Raw genomic sequence first — 20478 nt, 5'->3', positions numbered from 1 at the left:
GTCTCGGGAGCGCCTCCGGCAGCGGCAAGCGCCTCTTCCGGACATGTCCGGAAGAGGACGCTCAGGCCCGTCCCTGCAGGATCAGATTCCAGTACACCCACGGCAGGACGCGGCGGTCGGCGAGGTAGGTGAGGCGCCGCTCCTTCGCCAGGCCCGTCCAGAAGGGGACGGTCGGCTTCGGGCGGTAGCGGTCGTCGAACTCGGCGAACACCACGCTCGAGCGCGAGACCACGAAGGGGCAGACGGAGTAGCCGTTGTACACGCGGGGGAGCGGGCGGCCCTTCTGCGCGGCGACGAGGTTCTTCGCGAGCGTGGTGGTCTGCTGGCGCAGCGCTCCTCCGGACTTCGAGTTGACCGTGGCCGCCGCGTCGCCGAGCGCCCAGACGTCGGGGAACCGCGGGTGCCGCAGGGTCAGCGGGTCGACCTCGACGAAGCCGCCCTCGTCGCCCTCTGCGGCCAGCCCGGTGCCGGCCAGCCAGTCGGGGGAAGACTGCGGGGGCACGGCGTGCAGCACGTCGTACGACAGCGTCTCGCGCGGGCCGTCGGTCGAGCGCCGCGCGCGGTCGGGGCCGGGGAGGGCGGTCGCGCGCTCGTCGACGGCGAGGACGACCCTCCGCTCGGCCGCGTCGACCTCGACCAGCTCGCGGCCGTAGCGGACCTCGATCCCGTACTCCGCCACCTTCCGCTCGAGCTCGGAGTCGATCAGCGGCATCCCGAACAGGGTGGGGGTCGGCACGACGAGCACGACGCGGATGCGGTCGAGGACGTCGGTCGCGCGCCAGTAGTCGCAGGCGAGGTACATCGGCTTCTGCGAGGCGCCGGAGCAGGTGCCGGGGCCGCCGGGCTGCGTGAAGACGACGGTGCCGGAGCGGACCTCGCGGAGCACCTGCGACGCCTTGCGGGCGTACTCGTACTCGTAGTTCGACACTCCGAACGGCGAGTCCATCGCCTCCTGGAGCCCGGGGACCGCGGCCCAGTCCTTCTGGATCCCGGGGCAGACGACGAGCTGCCCGTAGCCGACGGTGCGGCCGGAGAGGAGGGTGACCGTGTGCGCGACCGGGTCGATCGTCTCGACGCGGTCCTGGATCCAGACGACCCCCTTCGGCGTCACCGAGCCCTGGGGCCGGGTCGCCGCGGAGGCGGGTGCTGTGCCGCCCGCGACGTGGGAGAGCATCGGCTGGTAGACGTGGGTCGACCGGGGCTCGATCACCGCGACGTCGTCCATTCCGGAGCGCCGCAGCCGTCCCGCGGTCGAGAGTCCGGCGTTGCCGCCGCCGATGATGAGGACGTCGTGGCGGGCCGCGCCGGGATCGGTCATGGCCTCACCCTAGGGGCGCGCCGGAGCGAGCGGACGGGCTTGCGCAGACCCGCGGAAGGGGGGTGCGCTCGGAGCGCCCCGGGACGGTGATCCCGCACGGCCGCCCGGCTCGCGTCAGGCCGCCTCGAGCGCCTGGATCGCGGTCCTCGCGGTCGCGCAGGGGTAGGAGTCGTACCCGTCGTGGGCGTCGAAGGCGCGGCACTCGGCGCAGCGCAGCCGCACTCCGGCGCCGCCCTCGAGGACGCGCTCCGGGCGGTGCCCGTGCAGGATGACGGCGAGGCTCGCGACGAGGGGGTCGCTGCTCACCAGCGCGCTCCGCAGCGCCTCCGACCGGCGGCGGAGGTAGTCGTCCGCCACGGCGTCGATCGACTGCTCGGGGAGGTCCGGCTCGGGCCAGGAGGCGGGCCGCTCGACGGGCAGGTCGAGCTCGTCGAAGCCCATCGACCAGTCCGGGAACCGGCGCTGCTCGTGCACGCTGGTCCAGACGGTGACCACGCCCTCGTGCCGCGGGTCGGCGAGGATCCGCGCGTAGAGCGAGCGCACGTCCGACTCCTCGCCCTCGAGCAGCTGCATCACGCGGCGGCCGCGGAAGACGAGCATCCCCGAGACGCCGTGCTCGACGTTGTTGCGGCGGCTCGTCTCGAGCAGCCGGCGGATCTCCCCCGAGCCCAGGTCGCGGTCGAGCGTGCTGACGTAGACGACGGTGAAGACGAGGGAGTCGCGCCGCGGCGAGTGCTCGACGAGGTGGAGCGTCGCGGGGGAGTGGGCGCCGGCTTCGGGGTCCATCAGGGCCGCGACCTCCGGGAACTCGAGCCAGATCAGGTCCTCCGGAGCGCTCGGCTCCACGGCGGTGACCGCCGGGACCGCGTCCAGCCACTGCGTCCGCTGGCGGAGGTCGGCGGCGACCGCCTTCTCGTCGAGCCCGGGCAGGAGGCCTGCGGCGCCGGAGACGAAGAGGCTCGTCGCGGAGTTGAGCAGCAGCGTCACGACCGTCGCGTGGCCGTCGCCGCCGAGCACGGGGAGCTCGACACTGTCGGTGCGGCCGTGGGCGGCGAGCCCGGAGGCGTAGGAGACGAGTGCGTCGGCGACCGCGTCCCCCACCTGGAAGGTCGCGCCGGCGTACTGGATCTGCTTCACAGCCCTACGATGCGCCTGCGGCGGATCCACGGGTAGGGGTACCGGTGCCGGGTGGAGCGTGCAGGGGTCGAGGCTGCTCCCGCCCGAGGAGCACGGAGCTGCGACGGGCGCCTCCGCGCCGGCCGCGAAGGCGAGCTCCGGGCGCCCGCGGTGCCGGACGGCGGCGGGATCGGCGCGGGCGTCGGCATGCGCGGCTCTCTCAGCATGCGGAGAGCGGCTCCCCATCTCCGCGCGCTCGTCCGCACCCTGCCCCCTCACGGGCGCCACCGGTACCCTTGACAGGTGCCCCTGACCCTCCCTCCGCTGAGCCGCGCCCGCGCGCGCGCCGCCGCGGCGTACCCGACCCGGCAGCTGCTGACCAAGCGCGCCTCGGGCACGAACGGATGGCTCAGCTCGTGGGGGACGAACGCGCACGGCGAGATCGCCGGCTGCCCGCCGCCGCGCGGCTGACCCGCGACCGCCCCTCCTCCGGAGCCCGCGGCCGCGTCCCCGCGCTCACCCACCCCTCCGGACGGAACCCCTCATGCCGCACCAGCCCCTGCCCGCCGATCAGGCCCCCCACTCGATCTGGCGGGGACTCCGCCAGACCCTCCAGAAGGACACGGTCGGCGGAGCGTTCCTGCTCACCGCGACCCTCCTCGCCCTGATCGTCGCCAACAGCCCCGCGTCCGCGCTCTACAGCGCGGTCCGCGACTTCCGCTTCGGCCCCGAGGCCCTGCACCTCGAGCTGAGCGTCGGGTCGTGGGCGGCCGACGGCCTGCTCGCGATCTTCTTCTTCGTCGTCGGGCTCGAGCTCAAGGAGGAGTTCGTCGCCGGCAAGCTCCGCGACCCGAAGACGGCGCTCGTGCCGATCGTCGCGGCCGTCGGCGGCGTGGCCGTCCCCGCCCTGATCTTCACCGCGGTGAACCTGCCCCGCGGAGGAGCCGCGCTGGACGGCTGGGCGATCCCCGCCGCCACCGACATCGCCTTCGCCGTCGCGGTGATCGCCGTGGTCGGCCGCTTCCTCCCGCCGGCGCTGCGGACGTTCCTCCTCACGCTCGCCGTGGTGGACGACCTCATCGCGATCACGATCATCGCCGTCTTCTACACCGCCGGCATCGACGTGGTGATGCTCCTGCTCGCGCTGGTGCCGCTGGCGGTCTTCGCGGTCTGCGTGCAGCGCGGCGTGCGCGCCTGGTGGGTGCTGATCCCGCTCGGAGTGGCGACATGGGCGCTCGTGCACGCCTCGGGCATCCACGCCACGGTCGCGGGCGTGCTGCTCGGCTTCACCGTGCCGGTCGTCGCGACGAAGCGCGCCCGGGTGCAGGTGGGGTCGGACGCGGAGGGGCGCCCGGTCTACGACGGCCTCGCCGCCCATTTCGCCGATCGCTGGAGCGTCCTCTCGACCGCGGTCGCGGTGCCGGTCTTCGCGTTCTTCTCGGCCGGAGTGACGGTCGGCGGAGTCGCGGGCCTGGTCGACTCCTTCCAGGACTCGATCGCCGTGGGCATCATCGCGGGCCTCGTGCTCGGCAAGCCGCTCGGCATCGCCGGGAGCACCTTCCTCCTGACCCGGTTCCGCGGCATCGGCCTGGATCCGTCGCTGCGCTGGGTGGACGTGATCGGCATGGCGTTCGTGGCCGGCATCGGATTCACGGTGTCGCTGCTCGTCGGCGAGCTCTCGTTCGGCGCGGGCAGCGAGTCCGACGACCACGTGAAGGTCGGCGTCCTGGCCGGCTCGTTCCTCGCGGCGGTGATCGGAGGCGCGATCCTTTCGGTCCGCAACCGCCACTACCGCCGCCTGCGGGGCTGACGCCCGGCGGGATCTCGCGGCGCCCGCGGCCCGGGCGGCTCGATCGGCACGCGCCTCCTGCTGGTCGAGCAGCCGCCGCAGGCGCCCTGTCGAGGCCCGCGCGGCTCAGCCGTGCAGGCCGTGGACGACCGCGTGGCCGCGGCCGCGGGAGATGAGCAGGCGGTTCACCGGGGTCGTGACGACGAAGGCCAGGGCCAGGGCGCCGGCGAGCGAGCCCCAGAAGAGGCCGGACGAGAGGCCCGCGTCCATCGCTCCGGGGATCGCGAGCACCACCGTGTTGTCGACGACCTCCATCACGGCGATCGAGACGGTGTCGGCCGCCAGAGCGATGCCGACGGCGGCGCGCCACGTCACTCCGGAGCGGAGCACGCCCCGCAGCGTGAGCGCGTAGCCGAACACGAACGCGAGGACGATCGAGAGGGCGACCGTCGCCAGGGCGGGCAGACCCAGGGCGGAGCCGATCACCATGCCGAGGACCTCGCCGATCGCGCAGCCGGTCAGGCAGTGCAGGGTCGCGAGGGCGGCGGCGCGCCAGGTGGTCGGGTGGTGGTGGGCGTGGTCGGTCATGGTGTCTCCTCCGGTTCGGTCCAGGGGAGTGCAACATACCCCCGGGGGGTATATTCCCGACCCGGCCGTCGGAGTCTCCTGCGGCTCCGCGGGCCCGCGAGCCGTTCGCCCGGGCGCGCTACCCTCGCCCCGTGCTCCTCCGAGCACCGCCCCTCGACACCAGGAGCCCCGATGGCCGCCCCCACCGTCCTCTTCGTCTGCATCCACAACGCCGGCCGCTCGCAGATGGCCGCCGGCTACCTCCGCGCCCTCTCCGGCGGCGCCGTCGAGGTCCGCTCCGGCGGCTCCGAGCCCGGCGACAGCATCAACCCGATCGCGATCGAGGCGATGGCGGAGGAGGGCATCGACATCTCGCAGGCCGTCCCGCAGCTGATGACCACCGAGCAGGTCCAGGCCTCCGACGTCGTGATCACGATGGGCTGCGGCGACGTCTGCCCCGTCTTCCCGGGCAAGCGCTACGAGGACTGGGACCTCGCCGACCCGAAGGGCCGACCGCTCGAGGAGGTCCGCTCGATCCGCGACGACATCAGGGCCCGCGTGCAGGCGCTCGTCGCGGAGCTGCTGCCCGCCTGAGCCGTTCGATGCGGTCCGGCCGCGTCAGCGTTCGGCGGGAGGCGGGAACGTCCGCCCGACCGGAGGCGAGCCCGCCGGGAGCGCCGCGCGCGCCCGGTGCAGGAAGACGGCGGTCATGACGACCCGGGCGCGGGCCGGCGACGAGTCGAGCGGGCCGATCAGCTCCTCGATCCGCGCGAGCCGGTCGTAGAGGGTCTGCCGGCCGATGCCGAGCGCGGCCGCCGTCGCCGTCTTGCTCCCCCACAGCGACGCGAAGGCCTCGAGGGTGGCGAGCAGCTCGCCGCGCTGGGCGCGCAGGGGCCCGAGCACCTCCTCGACGAGGTCGTCCGCCTCCGGATCGTTTTGCAGGGAGCTCGCGAACCGCTCCAGGCGGTACTGGCGCGAGTCGACGACTCCGCCCGCGGGCGCCCACTCGAGCGCGCCGCGCACCTCCGCCAGCTCCCGGGGCACCCGCTCCTGCCCGCCGAGCCCGCTTCCGACGCAGAGCAGAGCGTCCGAGTCGAGGGCGGCGCCGAGGCGCAGCAGCTCCGCGCGGCCCTCCTCCATCGCGGCGGCGGTGGCGAACGGCAGCAGCGCCAGCAGCTCGGAGCCGACCACGCAGAGCACCGGGCCGGGATCCGCTCCCGCGCCCGTCAGGAGGCGGAGCAGAGCGCGGAGCCGCCGGTCGTCGTGACCGGTGTCGGCCCGGACGCCGAGGTAGCGCTCCCGGGAGCCGGCGCCGAGGCGGCCGAGGAAGGCGTCGATCTGGAGGTCGGCCGCCTGGTCCGCGCGCTCGACAGATGCGATCGCGAAGAGCTGGGCGGTCAGCCGCTCGGTGACCGACGGCGGGCGGTGCCGGAGCACGGCGATCGCGAGGACGTCCGGCGCCCGGTCGAGCGCGACGGCGACGGCGTGGAGGTCGGCGTCGGCGTGGGCCCGCAGATGCAGGGTGCCCAGGAGGGAGTCGCCCGCGTGCAGCACGTTCGAGAACGTCCCGGCCGTCGGCTCCGTGTCGACGCCCGGCCCGGGCGAGGCGCGGGCGATCTCGTCGCCCGTGAGCGAGACGAGCGAGGCGGAGGCGCCCGTCGCGGAGGCGACGACCTGCAGGAGCTCGTCGACACCGGCGTCCCCGGAGGCCGCGTCGGCCAGCAGACCGGACACTCTGTCCGCCAGTCGGATGCTCCGGAACTTCTGCTCGGTGAGGTGGGTGTTGATGCTCTCGCAGACCTGCACGAAGGGGACGCGCCGGGGCAGGGCGAGCACGGGGAGGCCGAGCTCGTCGGCCGCCGCGACGATCGGCGGCGGCACCGCGGGCAGGCGCGGCGAGAGCTCGAGAGCGAGGGCGCCGACTCCCGCATCCACCAGAGACCGCACGTACTCGCGGCACTCCGCCGGGTCCTGATCGGTCGAGAGGAGCGCGCCCTCCATCAGGAGCAGCTCGCCTCCGAGGAGGAGGGGCGCGATGTCGAGCTGCTCGCTCGTGTGTGCCCAGCGGATCACGGCGCGCTCGGCGGCCGCGTGCCCGGCGGCCACCACCGGGAGCATGGCGGCGAGGCGCGGATCCCGCATCGCGTCCGACAGCAGGTAGGCCATACAGAACGTCCTCTCGCGTCACGGCGAATTTACACGCGGACGCGCCGCCCGAAACGGGTCCGCACGAGAGTGGAGCCTCACCGGGCGCCCCGCCCTCCCCTTCATCTCCCTCCCCGAGAGGATCCGCCATGAGCACCGACACCCTGCACGGCACCGCCGACGCCGAGGACGCGCTGAGTCCCCTGCCCGACTCCCGACGCACCGCCCGGCTCGACGGGCAGTTCTGGATCTGGACCGGCGCCAACATCGCCCCCATCAACTGGGTGCTCGGCGCCCTCGGCGTGAACATGGGCCTCGGCCTGGCGGACACCGTCACCGTCCTCGTGCTCGGCAACGTCGTCGGGATGGCGGTGTTCGGCTTCTTCGTCCTCCTCGGCCAGCGGACGGGGGCGACCGGGATGCTCGTGGGACGGGCGATCTTCGGCCGGCGCGGCAACTACGTCCCGGCCGCCATCCAGGCCGTGGTCGTGATCGGCTGGTGCGCCATCAACACCTGGATCGTCCTCGACCTCGTCATCGCGCTCCTCGGCTCCGTCGGCGTCGTCGACCCGGAGCAGGCGAACGTCGGCTGGAAGATCGCGGTGGCGGCGGTGATCATGGCGGTGCAGGTCGCGATCTCCTTCCTCGGCTACCGCGCGATCGCCGCCTTCGAGCGCTGGACCGTCCCGCCGACCCTCCTGGTGCTGGCGATCATGTCGGTCGTCGCCTGGTTCTTTCTCGACATCGACTGGTCCTACGCCGGCCCCGCGGAGGGCGCGCTCACCGGAGGCGACCGCATCGCGGCCATGTCCATCGTGATGACCGCCATCGGCATCGGCTGGGGCCTCACCTGGCTCGCCTACGCCGGCGACTACTCCCGCTTCGTCGGGCCCCGCTCCTCGAAGCGGGGGCTCTACCTCGCCAGCGTCCTCGGCCAGTTCATCCCGGTGGTCTGGCTCGGCGTCCTCGGTGCGACCCTCGCGACGAAGAACGGATCCGTGGATCCCGGGGAGCTGATCGTCGAGAACTTCGGCGCCCTCGCGATCCCCGTGCTGCTCCTGGTGGTGCACGGCCCGATCGCGACCAACGTCCTGAACATCTACTCGTTCGGCATGGCGACCCAGGCCCTCGACATCCGGCTCGGGCGCCGCGCGCTCAGCCTCATCGTCGGCGTGCTGGCCTTCGCGGCCGCGGTGTTCTTCGTCTTCCAGGACGACCTCGCCACCACGCTCGACGCGTGGCTGGTCGGCCTCGTCGGCTGGGTCGCCCCCTGGGGTGCGATCGTGCTGGTGCACTACACGGTGTTCGAGCCGCGCGTCCGCTCCTTCGGGCACCTGTTCGCCCCGGTCGGCTCGCCGCTGCTGCCGGACGTCCGCTGGCGGGCGCTGCTCTCCTTCGCGATCGGCGCGACCCTGACCTGGCTGTTCATGAACGGCTCGGTGCCCGCCCTGCAGGGTCCGGCCGCGAGCCACGAGACGTCGACGCCGCCGTGATCACCATGGACCCGGTCTCGGGCGCCGTCCCGATCACGGCGAGCATCCGCATCGTCGACGAGCTGATCGTCGCGATCGGCCCGGGCCTCGTCCCCGAGCCGGGCGACGAGGTGATCGACGGGCGCGACCGCCTGGCCATCCCCGGCTTCGTCAACGCCCACACCCACTCGTGGGAGTACCTCTACAAGGGCCGCTACGACAATCTGCCGCTCGAGCTGTGGATGCTGCTGTCGTATCCGATCCTCGGGAACAGCCGCGTCGCTCCGGATCTGGTGCGGCTGCGCTCGTCGCTCTTCGCCCTCGAATCGCTGAAGGCCGGGGTCACGACCCTGGTCGACGACGTGCTCGAGAACCCGGACCAGGACGCGGAGCAGCTCGCCGCGGTCTTCGACGCGTACGACGAGATCGGAGTCCGCGCCAACATCTCGGGCCACGTGATCAGCAGGCCCTTCCACGAGACGATGCCGTTCCTCGAGGAGTACGTGCCCGCGGAGATCCTCGACCAGGCGCGGTCGGCGTCGCGCCCGACGACGGAGGGCTACCTCGCCTTCAGCCGCGAGGCGTTCGCGACCCAGCACGGGAGGGGAGGCGGGCGGCTGCGCTACATGGTCGCCCCGTCCGCTCCTCAGCGGTGCGGGCCCGAGCTGCTCGTGGGGGCGACGGAGCTGGCGCTCGAGCACGGGGCGGAGTGCCACATCCACGTCCTCGAGACGAAGACGCAGCTGGTGACCGGCGAGCTGTCCTACGGCTCGACCCTGGTCGAGTACATGGAGCGGATCGGCGCGCTCTCGCCGAACACGACCTTCGCCCACGGGATCTGGCTCACCGACTCCGACATGGAGCGGATCGCCGCCGCCGGCACGTCCGTCTCGCACAACCCGATCTCGAACCTCAAGCTCGGCTCGGGCATCGCCCCGTGGCGCGCGCTGCACGACGCGGGCGTGAACCTCGGCCTCGGCACCGACGGCTGCTCGAGCAGCGACTCGCCGCGCATGCTCGACGTCGTGAAGGCCGCGGCGCTCCTGCACAAGGTCACGGATCCGGACATCGCCACCTGGCCGACCGTGTCCGAGGTGCTCACGGCCGGAACGATCGGAGGCGCGCGCAGCGCCGTGCTCGACGGCGTCACCGGCAGCATCGAGGTCGGCAAGCAGGCCGACCTCGTCGTCTACGACCTCGAGACGCTGAACTTCACCCCGCGCCAGCGGCTCGAGAACCAGCTCGTCTACTCCGAGAACGGCTCGTCGATCGACACCGTGATCGTCGCGGGCCGGATCGTCGTCTCGAAGGGCGTCTCGACCACCGTCGACGAGGCGGCCCTCCGCGCGGATCTCGCCGCGCAGCTGGGGGAGATCGTGGCCTGGCAGGACTCGCTGGACCGCACGAACGGCGTGCTCACCGAGCCGTTCCGGCGGATGTACGAGCGGGCGATGCGCCACGACGCCCCCGTCGACCGCTTCAGCGGCCGCCGGCTGGTCTGAGGGCGGGCCGGCTCCCGGCGGACTCCCGGCTCGGCACACGGACGGGCGGGGGCGCGGCTCCAGTAGGTTGCGCACATGAGGTGGCGAGCGGGAGCGGTGGCGGTGCTCGTCCTCGCGCTCGCCGGGTGCACCGCGCCGGCCGACCCCGAGCCGACGACCGGGCCCACGGCCGCCCCCGTCTCCGGGCCGGTGGTCGGCGGATACGGCGACCTGCACGTCGCGCCCGACGGGTCGATGATGTTCTGCTACTCCGACCCCGACCCGGGATTCACGGGCGTCTGGCGCGAGTGCCAGGACGGGATCCGCACCGTGGGCGTCGACCCGGCCGCGATCGACGCGACCCTCGGGGAGACGGCGACGGCCGATCCGGGCGGGCACCGCTGGGTCGGCGCGGCGGCCGGGAAGCGCACCGCCGAGGACGGCACCGACGTCTACACCGTCTTCCTCGCAGGCACGCGCACGGACGTCGCCTTCACCGTGACCGCGGTCGGCGAGGGCTCCTACCGCGTGCCGTCCGAGTACCAGGAGCTGCAGCCGGGAGTGCCGGGCGGGTTCCTGGTGCGGCTCGAGCCGATCGGCTGAGCGGGGGCGCCGGCGCAGGTGGAGGAGCCGAGCGGGGTGCAGCGGCCGGGAGGGGCGGAGCCGGCGGACTCGCGCACCCCTCCGCCCGACCCTCACAGCGGGCGCGGCCGGTACCGCTCGATCAGCGCGTCGAACAGGCCGTTCATCCGCTCGTCGACCACGCGGCGCGACTCGTCGGCGTCGTACCACTCCACGATCTCGCGGGCGCCGTCGCTGAAGCGCACCGAGGGGGAGTAGGCCGGGACGAGGCGGCGGATCTTCGCGTTGTCGAACACCATCGAGTGCGCCTTGTCGCCGACGATCCCGGCACCGAGCTCGGGGTCGGCCGCGGCGATCGCGTCGGAGGCGACGTGCACGAGGCGCGGCTCGACTCCGGCCGCCGCGGCGAGGTCGCGGTGGATCTCGTCCCAGGTCGGCGTCTCGTCGCCGGTGATGTGGAAGGCCTCGCCGATCGCGGCGGAGGCGCCGAGAAGACCGACCAGGCCGACAGCGACGTCGTCGGCGTGCGTGAGCGTCCAGAGCGAGGTGCCGTCGCCGAGGACGACCACCTCCTGGCCGCGGCGCATCCGGTCGACGACGGTCCAGCCTCCGTCGACGGGCAGCGCGGTGCGGTCGTAGGTGTGCGAGGGGCGGACGATCGTGACCGGGAAGCCGCTCGCGCGGTACTCGGCCACGAGTAGGTCCTCGCACGCGATCTTGTCGCGGGAGTACTGCCAGTAGGGGTTCCGGAGCGGAGTCGACTCGGTGACCGGGAGGCTGCGCGGCGGCTTCTGGTAGGCCGAGGCCGAGCTGATGAAGACGTACTGGCCCGTGCGGCCGGCGAACAGGTCGATGTCCTGCTGCACGTGCTCGGGCGTGAAGGCGACGAAGTCGATCACGGCGTCGAAGGTCTTGTCGCCGAGGGCGGCGGTGACGGAGTCGCGGTCGCGGCCGTCGGCCTGCACCTCGCGGACGCCCTCGGGCAGCGGGCGGAGCGACGTCCGCCCCCGGTTCAGCACGGTCACGTCGTGGCCGAGCCGCAGCGCCTCGCGGACGCAGGCGGCGCTGATGATGCCCGTCCCGCCGATGAACAGCACGCTGAGCGACATGGATCCTCCTCCGGCGGCGCCCGCGGCGGACGCCTCCCGACCCGATTCCCCCACATCGGGACGCCGCACGCGAGTCCCTTGACCCGGCTACCGCTCGACGGGACGCCGTTGCTCGTCCTCCGGTTCGAGGGCGAGCAGAGCCTCCGGAGCGGCCGCCGCGGTCGGCACGTCGGGCGTCGTCCGCTGCTCGAGGGAGCGGCCCCAGGCCGTGCCCGCGAGGATCAGCGCGATGCCGAGGAAGCCGACCGGCGCGATCGGGTCGCGGGCGAGCGCGACTCCGACGACCGCGGCCCACACCGGCTCGGTGCCCAGCAGGAGGCTGACGCGGGAGGGGGAGGTGCGGCGGACCGCCCACGTCTGCACGAGGAAGCCGAAGACGGTGCAGACCAGGACGAGGTAGAGGAACAGGCCGGTGCCCACGGGGTCGAGCCCCGCGACGTACTCGGGGATCGGCACGCCGACGACGAGCGACGCGGCGCTGAAGACGACGGCGCAGGTGCCGAGCTGCACCGTGGTCAGGCGGAGGGAGTCCATCGGCGCCCGCGCCGAGAGGCGGTGCATCGACGTGACGTGCACGGCCCGCACGACGGCGGCGCCGAGGATCAGCAGGTCGCCGGGGGAGAGCGGGCGGAGGGAGCCGTTGCCCGCGAGCAGCGCGACCCCGACGACCGCGACGAGGCATGCGAGCAGGAAGCGGCCCGGGAGTCGGCGCTTCGAGACGGCGGAGTCGAGGATCGGCGTGATCACGATCGTCAGGCTGATGATGAGGCCCGCGTTGGTGGCGGAGGTGCCGGCGATGCCGTAGGTCTCGAGCGCGAAGATCGTCGCGAGCAGCGCCCCGATGGTCACGCCGACCCGCCACTCCGCCGCGGTGATCCGGTGCCGCCGCGCCGCGACGATCACGGCCAGGCACAGGGCGGCGAGGGTCATCCGCGAGCCGAGCAGCGCCATCACGCTCGAGTCGGTGACGAGCTCCTTCGCCGCGAAGTAGGTCGAGCCCCAGGAGGCGGCGACCACGAGCAGGAGGAGGTCGACCCGGAAGCGGGAGAGGAGAGCGTGCACGGCTCATCGTGGCGGCACGGAGACCCGAAGGACAAGACTGCATCTTCTTCGCCGACGCGTAAGTTGGAACTCATGGAACTCGGACAGCTCAGGGCTCTGCGGGAGCTCGGCGAGCGCGGGAGCATCGCCGCCGTCGCCGCCGCGATGCGGGTGTCCCCCTCCTCCGTCTCGCAGCAGATCAGCGCGCTGCAGCGCCGCACTCCGACGGCCCTGACCTTCCGCGACGGGCGCCGGACCGCGCTGACCCCCGCCGGCCGCGCTCTCGCGGCGGCCGTGGTCGAGGTGGAGGTGGCGCTCGAGCGCGCGGCCCGGGCGGTCGCGGACTTCGAGGGGGAGCCGAGCGGCACGGTCTCGGTCGCCGCGTTCCACAGCGCGGGGCTGGCGATGTTCGGCCCGCTGCTGGAGGCGCTGCGCGCACCGGGTCGGCCGGGCGTCGCGCTCGCCGACTTCGACGTGGCGCAGAGCGCCTTCGCCGGGCTGACCGCGGATCACGACCTGGTCGTCGCGCACCGGCTCGCCGGCAGCGCCGAGTGGCCCGGGACCGTGCGCTCCACGCCCCTCCTCTTCGAGCCGCTCGACCTCGCGCTGCGGCGCGACCATCCGCTCGCCGCGAAGGACGTCGTCCGCCCCGCCGACCTCCGCGACGAGGAGTGGGTCGCGGTGCACGAGGGCTTCCCCCTGGAGCGGGCGATCGACGCCATCGCGGTCCTCGCGGGCGGCGACGCGCGCATCCCGCACCGGATCAACGACTTCCTGGTCGCGGCGGCGGTCGTGTCGGCGGGCGACGGCGTGGCGCTGCTGCCGCGGTACACGACCGACCTGCGGCGCACGCCGGAGGTGGTGCTGCGGCCGCTCGGGATCCCGGGGCTAGGCCGCCACATCGACTGCCTCGCCCGGCCCGAGACGCTGGAGCGCTCGGCCGTGCGGGCCGTGCTCGAGCAGCTGACCGGGATCGCCGCGGGGCTCGCCGCCGCGCCGTAGCATCGTGCCGTGCACCGCCTGATCGAGACCACGGCCGGAGACCCGGCCGCCACGGACCTCTTCGCCCTGCAGGAGGCCGACCTCCTCGCCCGCTACGGCGGCGACGACACCGGTCCGCGCCCTCCCGCCGACGCTCCGACCCTGCTGCTCGAGGTCGACGGCGGGCTCGTCGGCTGCGTGGCGCTCGCGGTCGAGGACGGGATCGGCGAGATCAAGCGGATGTTCGTGGTGAGCGCCGCGCGGGGCCGCGGGCTCAGCCGCGTGCTGCTCGCCGGCGTCGAGCGGCTGGCGGCCCGCGAGGGCGTGGAGCTGCTCCGACTGGTCACCGGCACGGAGCAGCCGGAGGCGATGGCGCTCTACGCGAGCGCCGGCTACGACCCGATCGCGGGCTACGGCTACTGGGGCGACGAGCCGAGCGCGCGCTGCTACGCGAAGCGGCTCGACCGCGAGGCGCTGCTCGCCGACGCGGGCTGACGCCGGGCTGACGCCGGGCTGATGCCGGGCTGGCCGTTCGGCCGTCGGGGCGTGACGCCGGGTTGACGCCGGGCTGCCCGTTCGGCCGTCGCGGGCCGGCGCCGGACTGACGTCGGGTGCTGCGCTCGCCCGTCGCGGGCTCTCCGGGCCGCTCGGTCCAGGGTGCTCGCGAGTCGGGCCGCCCGCTCGGAGGGTCCGTATCGGCGAGTCCGACGGGGCATCTGCGACGTCGTGCACGACTGGTCGGCGGTGCGGAGAAGCTGCTGAGGATGAGGCGCGGGAGGCGCGGCGCGCCGCCTCAGGGCAGGTTCGCGCCAGAGCGGCCTCGAGCGGCGTGCCCCGTCGCGGAGCAGGCGACTCTGTCGGAGCGGCACGGGCATCCTCCCGCGCCTCTCACCCGACTCTGCCCCCGATACCCAGGGGTGCACGATGACAGAAGGACTCCGATGCAGAACGAAGACACCAGCACGCCGAGCGGCGCCCCCGATCGTCTGACCCAGCGCCGAACCGTGGTGAAGGGCGCCGCATGGGCGATTCCTGTTGTGGCCGCCTCGATCGCCGCTCCGATGGCGTCGGCCTCGACCGCCCCCCAGTGCGCCCTGCAGGACGCGCAGCGCATCGACGCCACCTCGACCACCGCGCTCGCGGCCCGGACGATCCCCGTGCCCGCGGGAACCCAGTGGGTCCGCTTCACGGCGGTCGGCGGAGACGGCGGCGGCGTCCGCACCGGGTCGGACGTCACCAGCGCCGGTGCGCGGGTGACGGGCACCATCCCCGTCGACGCGCTCGGCGGAGCGTCCGAGATCGTCATCACCGCGGGCTCGGGCGGCAGCAACCAGGCCGGCGGCCGGGGGCTCGGCAACGGCGGGGCTCCGGGCACTCCGGGCTACATCGGCTCCGGAGGAGGGGGCGGGGCCAGCGGGATCACCGCCGCGGGCTCCCTGCTCGTCATCGCGGGCGGCGGCGGCGGTAGCGCAGCCGGCTTCACCTCGAACGACTTCACCCGGTCCGCCCGCGTCGGGCCGAACGCGGGGTCCGGCGGTCCCGTCGGCGGCTCCGGCTACGACAGCGCCGTCTCGCGCGCGGACAGCAGCACCGGCTCCACGGAGCAGGCCCCGAGCACGGGCGGAAGCCAGACCGGGCCGGGGCAGCCCGGTGTGACGACGGTGAACGTGTCCGAGTCGGTTCTCGGCAGCCCGGGCTCCGGGCGCGACGGCGGTGCCGGCGCAGCCAGGACGAACGCGAGCCGCCAGGTGACCTATGCGTCCGGTGGTGGCGGCGGCGGCTACTTCGGCGGTGCCGGCGGCGGCACCTCCCTGTGGGTGCGGGGTGGCGGCTCCTACGCGGCCAACGCGTCGACGGGCGCAGGAGGCAGCAGCTTCGCCGCGTCCGGCGTGACCGTCGAGAACTCCGACGTCGACACCCGTTCGCAGACGATGGGCTACGTGGAGGTCGCCTTCTTCGTCTGCGAGTAGCGCCTGCCCGAAGGCCAGACGAGCCTCCGTGGTCACCCGCTCAGGCGTGCGACCACGGAGGCTCGTCGTCGTCACCGTCCGCTCCACGTCGTCCCCGTCCTCCTGATGTCCCATCACCATATCAGTATGAGGCGGGAGGCGCCAGACCTCACTCCTCCTGCGGCTCCGCGCCGTCGTGCTGCAGGCGCACCAGGACGCGGCGGAGGTGCATGGCCGCGAGGACACCGGGACCGAGGGTCCGGGAGGTCGCGGCGGTCCGCTCGTCGACGACCTGCACGAGGTGCCGGATCGCACGGGCCGCGCCTCCGATCGCCCGGTGGGTCGCGGGAGAGCCCCGGTCGTCGCGGTCGATCGCGTCAGCGACCGCCCGGCAGGCCTCGCTCAGCGGCGGCCCGAGCGCCGGATCGAACGGGAGCGCGCCCGGCCGCTCCCAGATGGTGTCCGCGAGGGCGCCGCTCAGATCGCGGACGTGGAAGAGGATCGCGTCGAGCGTCTCGAGGCGGAGGTGGTCGGGCCGGGAGTCGCGCCGGTGCAGCAGCGCGCGCGGGTTGCCCTTGCGGCTCTCGTCCGCGTCCGCGAGGGCCGCGCGGACCTCCTCCGCCGTCCGGGCCAGCTCCTCGCCGTTGCGCGCCCACGCCTCGTGCTCGGGCGGCCACGTCTCCTCGAGCGCGGCAGCCAGCTGGCGCAGGTGCTCCGCGAGCTCGCGCTGGAACGCGTCGACCCGGGCGGACGCCGCCTCGACGGTGAGCCCGGGGGCGACGACCACGTTCACCAGCAGCCCCACCACCACGCCCACCGCCATCTGCACGAGGTAGCCGAGGGAGTAGTCCTCGGCGTCGGCCCCGCCGATGATGAGCACGAAGAGGGCCGCCATCGGCACGTACTCGCGGCCCGCGCCGAACCACCCCGTCCCCGAGAGGACCACGCCGATCCCGACGACGAGCGGGATCGTCCACCAGGTCGGTCCGACGGTGACGACCACGAGGGCGGCGAGGCCGATCCCCGCCGCGAGCCCGAGCAGGGTCTGCAGTCCGGTGCGGACCGAGCCCATCAAGGTCGGGTACATGCTGACGAGGGCGCCGAGCGGCGCGTAGTACGGGTACTGCTCCGCGACTCCGGGAGCGAGCGGCGCGACGGCCCAGGCGATGCCGACCGCCAGCGCCGTCTTGAGAGCGAGCATGAGGCGCGAGCCGGTGACCGCCTCCCGCCAGGCGAGGGCGGCGCGGGACGTCCGGGTGCGGTGCATCCCGGCACCCTAGGCGAGGGGCGCGGACCGTCTCTCCCCTCTTGACAGCGGCGGCGGAGGCGCGAGCGGCGGTGGAAGAAAGAGGACGGCGGCTCGGGACGGCGGTGCTGATCACGACTCACGACGAACGTCCGATCCGGCCCACGTCGCCTGCGCCGTTCCACGGGGCGCCGCGGATCCTTCCTCCGTGACGAAAGCGACCGCGCGGACCGCAGGCGCCGTGAAGTGATGCCACCCCCGCTCACGGGGGCCGTTGAGTTTGCGCAGACGCCCTGTTACCGTGAACAAACCGTGCAGCTGGCGGCGTCGGAGGCCTCGAGGTGGAGGTCGCGCCGGATCCTGCGAGTCACGGCGAGTTCTTCTCCGAGGTCCACCGGGCCTCTCCTGTTGGCGCCCTCCGGCGCCTCTCCGCAGCCCCCCCGCCCCCGGGGGCGCGCCGCTCACGGTGCGCCTCCGGGCCCCACGCCGCCCCTGACGATGGAGTCACGATGACGACCGCATCGACGCCCGTCGACGCCGAGCTCCCCCGATCCGCGGGGCTCCGGCGCCGCCACACGGCCGGGCTGCTGATCCTCCTCGCCGCGGTGGCTCCGCTGCCCTTCACCGCCGCCTCCCCGGCCGTCGCCCTCGACAAGCCGACCTCCACCGACCCGATCGCGCCGGACACCGCCGACCCCGCGATCGAGTTCCACGACGGCGACTGCTCCATGGTCGCGACAGCCAGGGCAACCCCGTCGTGATGCGGAAGGCGCCCACCCTCGCGGCACTCGGCACCACCGCCCCGACCACCGGGTACACCGACACGAACCCCGGCGGCTGATCCCTCGTGCCGGTCGAGCAGCTGCCCCTCCCTGCCGGTCGAGCAGCCGCCCGGCGGCGTATCGAGCCCTTCGTGCTCCGCACACAGGCTCCGACACGCCCCTGACGGCGCTGCTCGACCCAGCAGGGCTCGGCACCCCGAGATCCTCTCCCCCTCCCCGAACCGCACCACTCCACTGAAGGAGCACCATGCCCCCCACCACCACACCCGCGCGGCGAGCGCCGCTGCGCGCAGCGCTCGCCGCGCTCGGCCTCGGAGCAGTGCTGCTCTCGGGCCTCGTCGCCCCGGCTCCGGCCGCGCAGGCGGCCGATGCCGTGATCCCGCAGCAGGGCCTCCTCGCCGACTACCGGTTCACGCAGACCACCGGCAGCACGGTCCCGAACACCGTGAGCGGAGGCGTGGGAGCCGCCACCGTCCGCAACGCGACCGACGCGCTCTGGACCGGCACGTCGCTCCGCCTCACCGGCGGCCCCAAGAGCAGCACCACGGCCCCCTGGGTGCAGCTGCCCGCGAACCTGCTGACCGGCCGCTCGTCGGCCACCGTCACGATCGAGACCCGCGCCGACGCGTCGATGCTCTCGAACTTCCACTTCCTGTGGAACATCGGCAGCGACAGCACGAACCAGTACTGGTTCGCGTCCGTCCGCGACCGGGTGCGCACCGCGATCACGACCAGCGGAGGGAACGGCGAGAACAACGCCCGCAGCGCCTCCGCCCTGACCGCCGACCGCTGGTACAGCCTCACCTCGGTGATCGACGGCAGCGCCGGCACGATCTCGTTCTTCGTCGACGGCGTCCAGGTCGCCTCGGCGCCCACCGCTCTGCGCCCCTCGTCGGTGGCGGACCAGTCGCTGAACACGATCGGCCGAGCACCGTACCCCGACCCGTTCTACACGGGCGAGGTCTCGGCGTTCCGCGTCTACGACCGCGCGCTCACCGGGGCGGAGGTGGTGGCCGTGTCGAGCGTCGACGCGAAGCCTCACGCCTCCACGTTCTCCCCGATCGCCGCCGCCGTGCTGGCCGGGGTCGCCCCGCTCACCGTCGACGACTCGACCACGAACCTGCCCGACTACGGGGGAGCGGTGACCTGGTCCTCCAGCGACCCGACCCTGCGCGTCTCGGCCGACGGCCGCACACTCAGCGCCGACCGCCCCGCCGTGGGCCAGGCCGCGCGCACCTCGTCGCTCACCGCGACGGCGTCGATCCGCGGAATCGTGCAGACCCGCTCGATCGCCGTGACGGTCGAGCCGCAGGTCGGCGTCGACACCCCCTACGGCTACCTGATGGTCCACTTCGTCGAGGACTCCCAGGGCTACGCCGAGAAGATCTACCTCGACGTCTCCCGCGGCGACGACCCGGAGAAGTGGGACCCGCTCAACGGCGCGAAGCCGATCCTGGCCTCCGACCTCGGCACCACCGGTGTCCGCGACCCGTACCTGACCTACAACCCCGACACGAAGAAGTACTACATCATCGCCACGGACCTCCGCGTCTTCGGCGGCGACCGGGGCCCCAGCACCTGCGACACCTGGTGCTACTGGACCACCAAGGGCAGCACGAAGATGAACGTCTGGGAGTCGAGCGACCTCGTGTCGTGGAGCGACGTCCGCCAGTTCGACGTGGCGCTCGACGCCGCGGGGACGAAGAAGCTCGAGGCCGGCATGATGTGGGCTCCCGAGGCCACGTGGGTGCCGGACTACGCGGGACCCGGCAAGGGCGCGTTCGTCGTCTACTGGTCCTCGACGGTCTACCCGACCGCGGCGCACACGCCGGGCACCGGATCCTCCCGCGTGCTCTGGGGAGCGACCACGGACTTCACGCAGGCCACCTACTCGTACGGCGGCACCTTCATCGACACCGGGGCCGACACGATCGACACCACGCTGATCCAGGACTCCGGCACGACCTACCGGATCTCGAAGGACAACGGCACCGGCAAGGGCATCTACATGGAGTCGACCACCTCGGCGACCTGGTGGCTGCCGACGACCTCGTGGACGCAGATCCAGTCGCGCATCGGCGCGGTGTGGTCCGGCGGCAACCCCGGCGGGGTCGAGGGCCCCGCGGTGTTCAAGGACCACGGCGAGGACACCTGGTACCTGTACGTCGACGTGATCCCCGCGACCGGCTACAAGCCGATGGTGACGAACGACCTCGACACGGGCTGGACCCAGCTCACCGACCCGGGCTTCTCGCTCGCCTCGTCGACCAAGCACGGCGGCATCGTCTCGCTGACCGCGGGGCAGTACGCCGAGGTCCGCTCGGCCGACGCCGCCTCCGCGGTCCGCTCGGACCTCGGCGAGGTGACGGTCGCCTCCGGCACCGACGCCGCGGCGGCTCTGCCCGCCCGCGCCGACGTCGTGCTCGCCTACAACCGGGGCACCGCCTCGCAGCCGGTCACCTGGAACACCTCCGCGGTGGCGACGGCGCCCGGCCGCTACTCCGTCACCGGAGTCGTCCGCACGATCGGTGCGAACGACAACCAGTGGGTGGGCGCGAACGGATCGACGGCCTACAACGCCGCCGACCGTCGGCTCTCGAGCTCCACGGCCGTCACGGTCACCGCGACCGTGGTGGTGACGGCACCGACCTCGACGCTCACCGCGTCCACCCGCTGCGTCGCGGGCAAGGTCGTCGTCACCGGAGTGGTGAAGAACACGGGCACGACGCCCCTCTCGGTCGTCATCCGCTCGCCGTTCGGCGCCTCGCAGACGCTGACCGCCGCCCCCGGCGCCAGCGCCTCGGCCGCCTTCACCACCCGTCAGGCCTCGGTCCCGGCCGCCTCGCTCACCGCGGGCGCCCTGACCGCGGCCTACCCGGCGCGCACCTGCTGACGCACGC

18 protein-coding genes are annotated in these 20478 nt (G+C 73.6%); 11 read left to right on the top strand and 7 right to left on the bottom strand.

The window, feature by feature from the left end; all coding sequences use genetic code 11:
* Positions 1-61: 61 nt before the first annotated feature.
* Together C5C71_RS07545 and C5C71_RS07540 are read right to left on the bottom strand one after the other, a co-directional pair.
* A complete protein-coding gene (locus tag C5C71_RS07545) occupies positions 62-1318 on the bottom strand; it encodes an NAD(P)/FAD-dependent oxidoreductase (RefSeq protein WP_104337444.1) in 1257 nt (418 codons plus the stop codon).
* A 114-nt stretch (positions 1319-1432) separates the two neighbouring features.
* Entirely contained in the window at positions 1433-2455 is a 1023-nt protein-coding gene (locus tag C5C71_RS07540) for a BLUF domain-containing protein (RefSeq protein WP_104250016.1), read from the bottom strand.
* 282 nt (positions 2456-2737) lie between these two features.
* Between C5C71_RS07540 and C5C71_RS17545 the strand changes: the two genes are divergently transcribed.
* On the top strand, positions 2738-2905 hold the full coding sequence (locus C5C71_RS17545; RefSeq protein WP_181027217.1) for a hypothetical protein: 168 nt from the start codon (positions 2738-2740) through the stop codon (positions 2903-2905).
* Between the two features lie 73 nt (positions 2906-2978).
* Positions 2979-4244 (top strand): Na+/H+ antiporter NhaA, encoded by a 1266-nt coding sequence (gene nhaA / locus C5C71_RS07535; RefSeq protein ID WP_104337443.1) that lies wholly within the window; start codon positions 2979-2981, stop codon positions 4242-4244.
* Between the two features lie 105 nt (positions 4245-4349).
* Here the strand turns inward: nhaA and C5C71_RS07530 are convergent, their stop codons facing one another.
* Complete coding sequence (locus tag C5C71_RS07530; RefSeq protein WP_104234357.1) at positions 4350-4811, bottom strand: DUF4396 domain-containing protein; 462 nt, start codon at positions 4809-4811, stop codon at positions 4350-4352.
* Positions 4812-4982: 171 nt separating this feature from the next.
* On the opposite strand from C5C71_RS07530, the gene C5C71_RS07525 reads away from it, so the two are divergent.
* The gene (locus C5C71_RS07525) at positions 4983-5384 is read left to right on the top strand and encodes an arsenate reductase ArsC (protein ID WP_104222419.1); all 402 of its coding nucleotides are present in this window, start codon (positions 4983-4985) and stop codon (positions 5382-5384) included.
* Positions 5385-5408: 24 nt separating this feature from the next.
* On the opposite strand, the gene C5C71_RS07520 is transcribed toward C5C71_RS07525, so the two are convergent.
* A complete protein-coding gene (locus C5C71_RS07520; RefSeq protein WP_104337442.1) occupies positions 5409-6956 on the bottom strand; it encodes a PucR family transcriptional regulator in 1548 nt (515 codons plus the stop codon).
* Positions 6957-7084: 128 nt separating this feature from the next.
* Between C5C71_RS07520 and C5C71_RS07515 the strand changes: the two genes are divergently transcribed.
* The 3 genes from C5C71_RS07515 (at position 7085) to C5C71_RS07505 (ending at position 10491) form a co-directional block, all read left to right on the top strand.
* Positions 7085-8428, top strand: coding sequence for a cytosine permease (locus tag C5C71_RS07515; protein ID WP_104337441.1), 1344 nt, complete (start codon positions 7085-7087; stop codon positions 8426-8428).
* A 5-nt stretch (positions 8429-8433) separates the two neighbouring features.
* A complete protein-coding gene (locus tag C5C71_RS07510) occupies positions 8434-9909 on the top strand; it encodes an amidohydrolase family protein (RefSeq protein ID WP_104337454.1) in 1476 nt (491 codons plus the stop codon).
* A 75-nt stretch (positions 9910-9984) separates the two neighbouring features.
* A complete protein-coding gene (locus C5C71_RS07505; protein ID WP_146084442.1) occupies positions 9985-10491 on the top strand; it encodes a hypothetical protein in 507 nt (168 codons plus the stop codon).
* A 92-nt stretch (positions 10492-10583) separates the two neighbouring features.
* Here C5C71_RS07505 and C5C71_RS07500 read toward each other — a convergent pair whose 3' ends face one another.
* Together C5C71_RS07500 and C5C71_RS07495 are read right to left on the bottom strand one after the other, a co-directional pair.
* Positions 10584-11579, bottom strand: a complete 996-nt coding sequence (locus C5C71_RS07500) for an SDR family oxidoreductase (protein WP_104337439.1) — start codon at positions 11577-11579, stop codon at positions 10584-10586.
* An 87-nt stretch (positions 11580-11666) separates the two neighbouring features.
* Positions 11667-12641, bottom strand: coding sequence for a DMT family transporter (locus C5C71_RS07495; protein WP_219814165.1), 975 nt, complete (start codon positions 12639-12641; stop codon positions 11667-11669).
* Between the two features lie 72 nt (positions 12642-12713).
* Here C5C71_RS07495 and C5C71_RS07490 point away from each other — a divergent pair, with 72 nt between their 5' ends.
* The 3 genes from C5C71_RS07490 (at position 12714) to C5C71_RS07480 (ending at position 15571) form a co-directional block, all read left to right on the top strand.
* Entirely contained in the window at positions 12714-13622 is a 909-nt protein-coding gene (locus tag C5C71_RS07490) for a LysR family transcriptional regulator (protein WP_104222489.1), read from the top strand.
* 9 nt (positions 13623-13631) lie between these two features.
* Positions 13632-14096, top strand: coding sequence for a GNAT family N-acetyltransferase (locus tag C5C71_RS07485; protein WP_104226986.1), 465 nt, complete (start codon positions 13632-13634; stop codon positions 14094-14096).
* 446 nt (positions 14097-14542) lie between these two features.
* A complete protein-coding gene (locus C5C71_RS07480) occupies positions 14543-15571 on the top strand; it encodes a hypothetical protein (RefSeq protein WP_146084441.1) in 1029 nt (342 codons plus the stop codon).
* Positions 15572-15719: 148 nt separating this feature from the next.
* Here C5C71_RS07480 and C5C71_RS07475 read toward each other — a convergent pair whose 3' ends face one another.
* On the bottom strand, positions 15720-16817 hold the full coding sequence (locus tag C5C71_RS07475; RefSeq protein WP_104337437.1) for an aromatic acid exporter family protein: 1098 nt from the start codon (positions 16815-16817) through the stop codon (positions 15720-15722).
* 488 nt (positions 16818-17305) lie between these two features.
* Between C5C71_RS07475 and C5C71_RS07470 the strand changes: the two genes are divergently transcribed.
* Both C5C71_RS07470 and C5C71_RS07465 read left to right on the top strand, forming a co-directional pair.
* Positions 17306-17557 (top strand): hypothetical protein, encoded by a 252-nt coding sequence (locus C5C71_RS07470; protein ID WP_104269303.1) that lies wholly within the window; start codon positions 17306-17308, stop codon positions 17555-17557.
* 268 nt (positions 17558-17825) lie between these two features.
* The gene (locus C5C71_RS07465; protein WP_104337436.1) at positions 17826-20471 is read left to right on the top strand and encodes a LamG-like jellyroll fold domain-containing protein; all 2646 of its coding nucleotides are present in this window, start codon (positions 17826-17828) and stop codon (positions 20469-20471) included.
* Positions 20472-20478 lie beyond the last annotated feature (7 nt).

The organism is Rathayibacter sp. AY1C1 (assembly GCF_002932105.1).
Classification (GTDB): domain Bacteria; phylum Actinomycetota; class Actinomycetes; order Actinomycetales; family Microbacteriaceae; genus Rathayibacter.
This window is presented reverse-complemented; position numbering and strand designations above follow the sequence as displayed.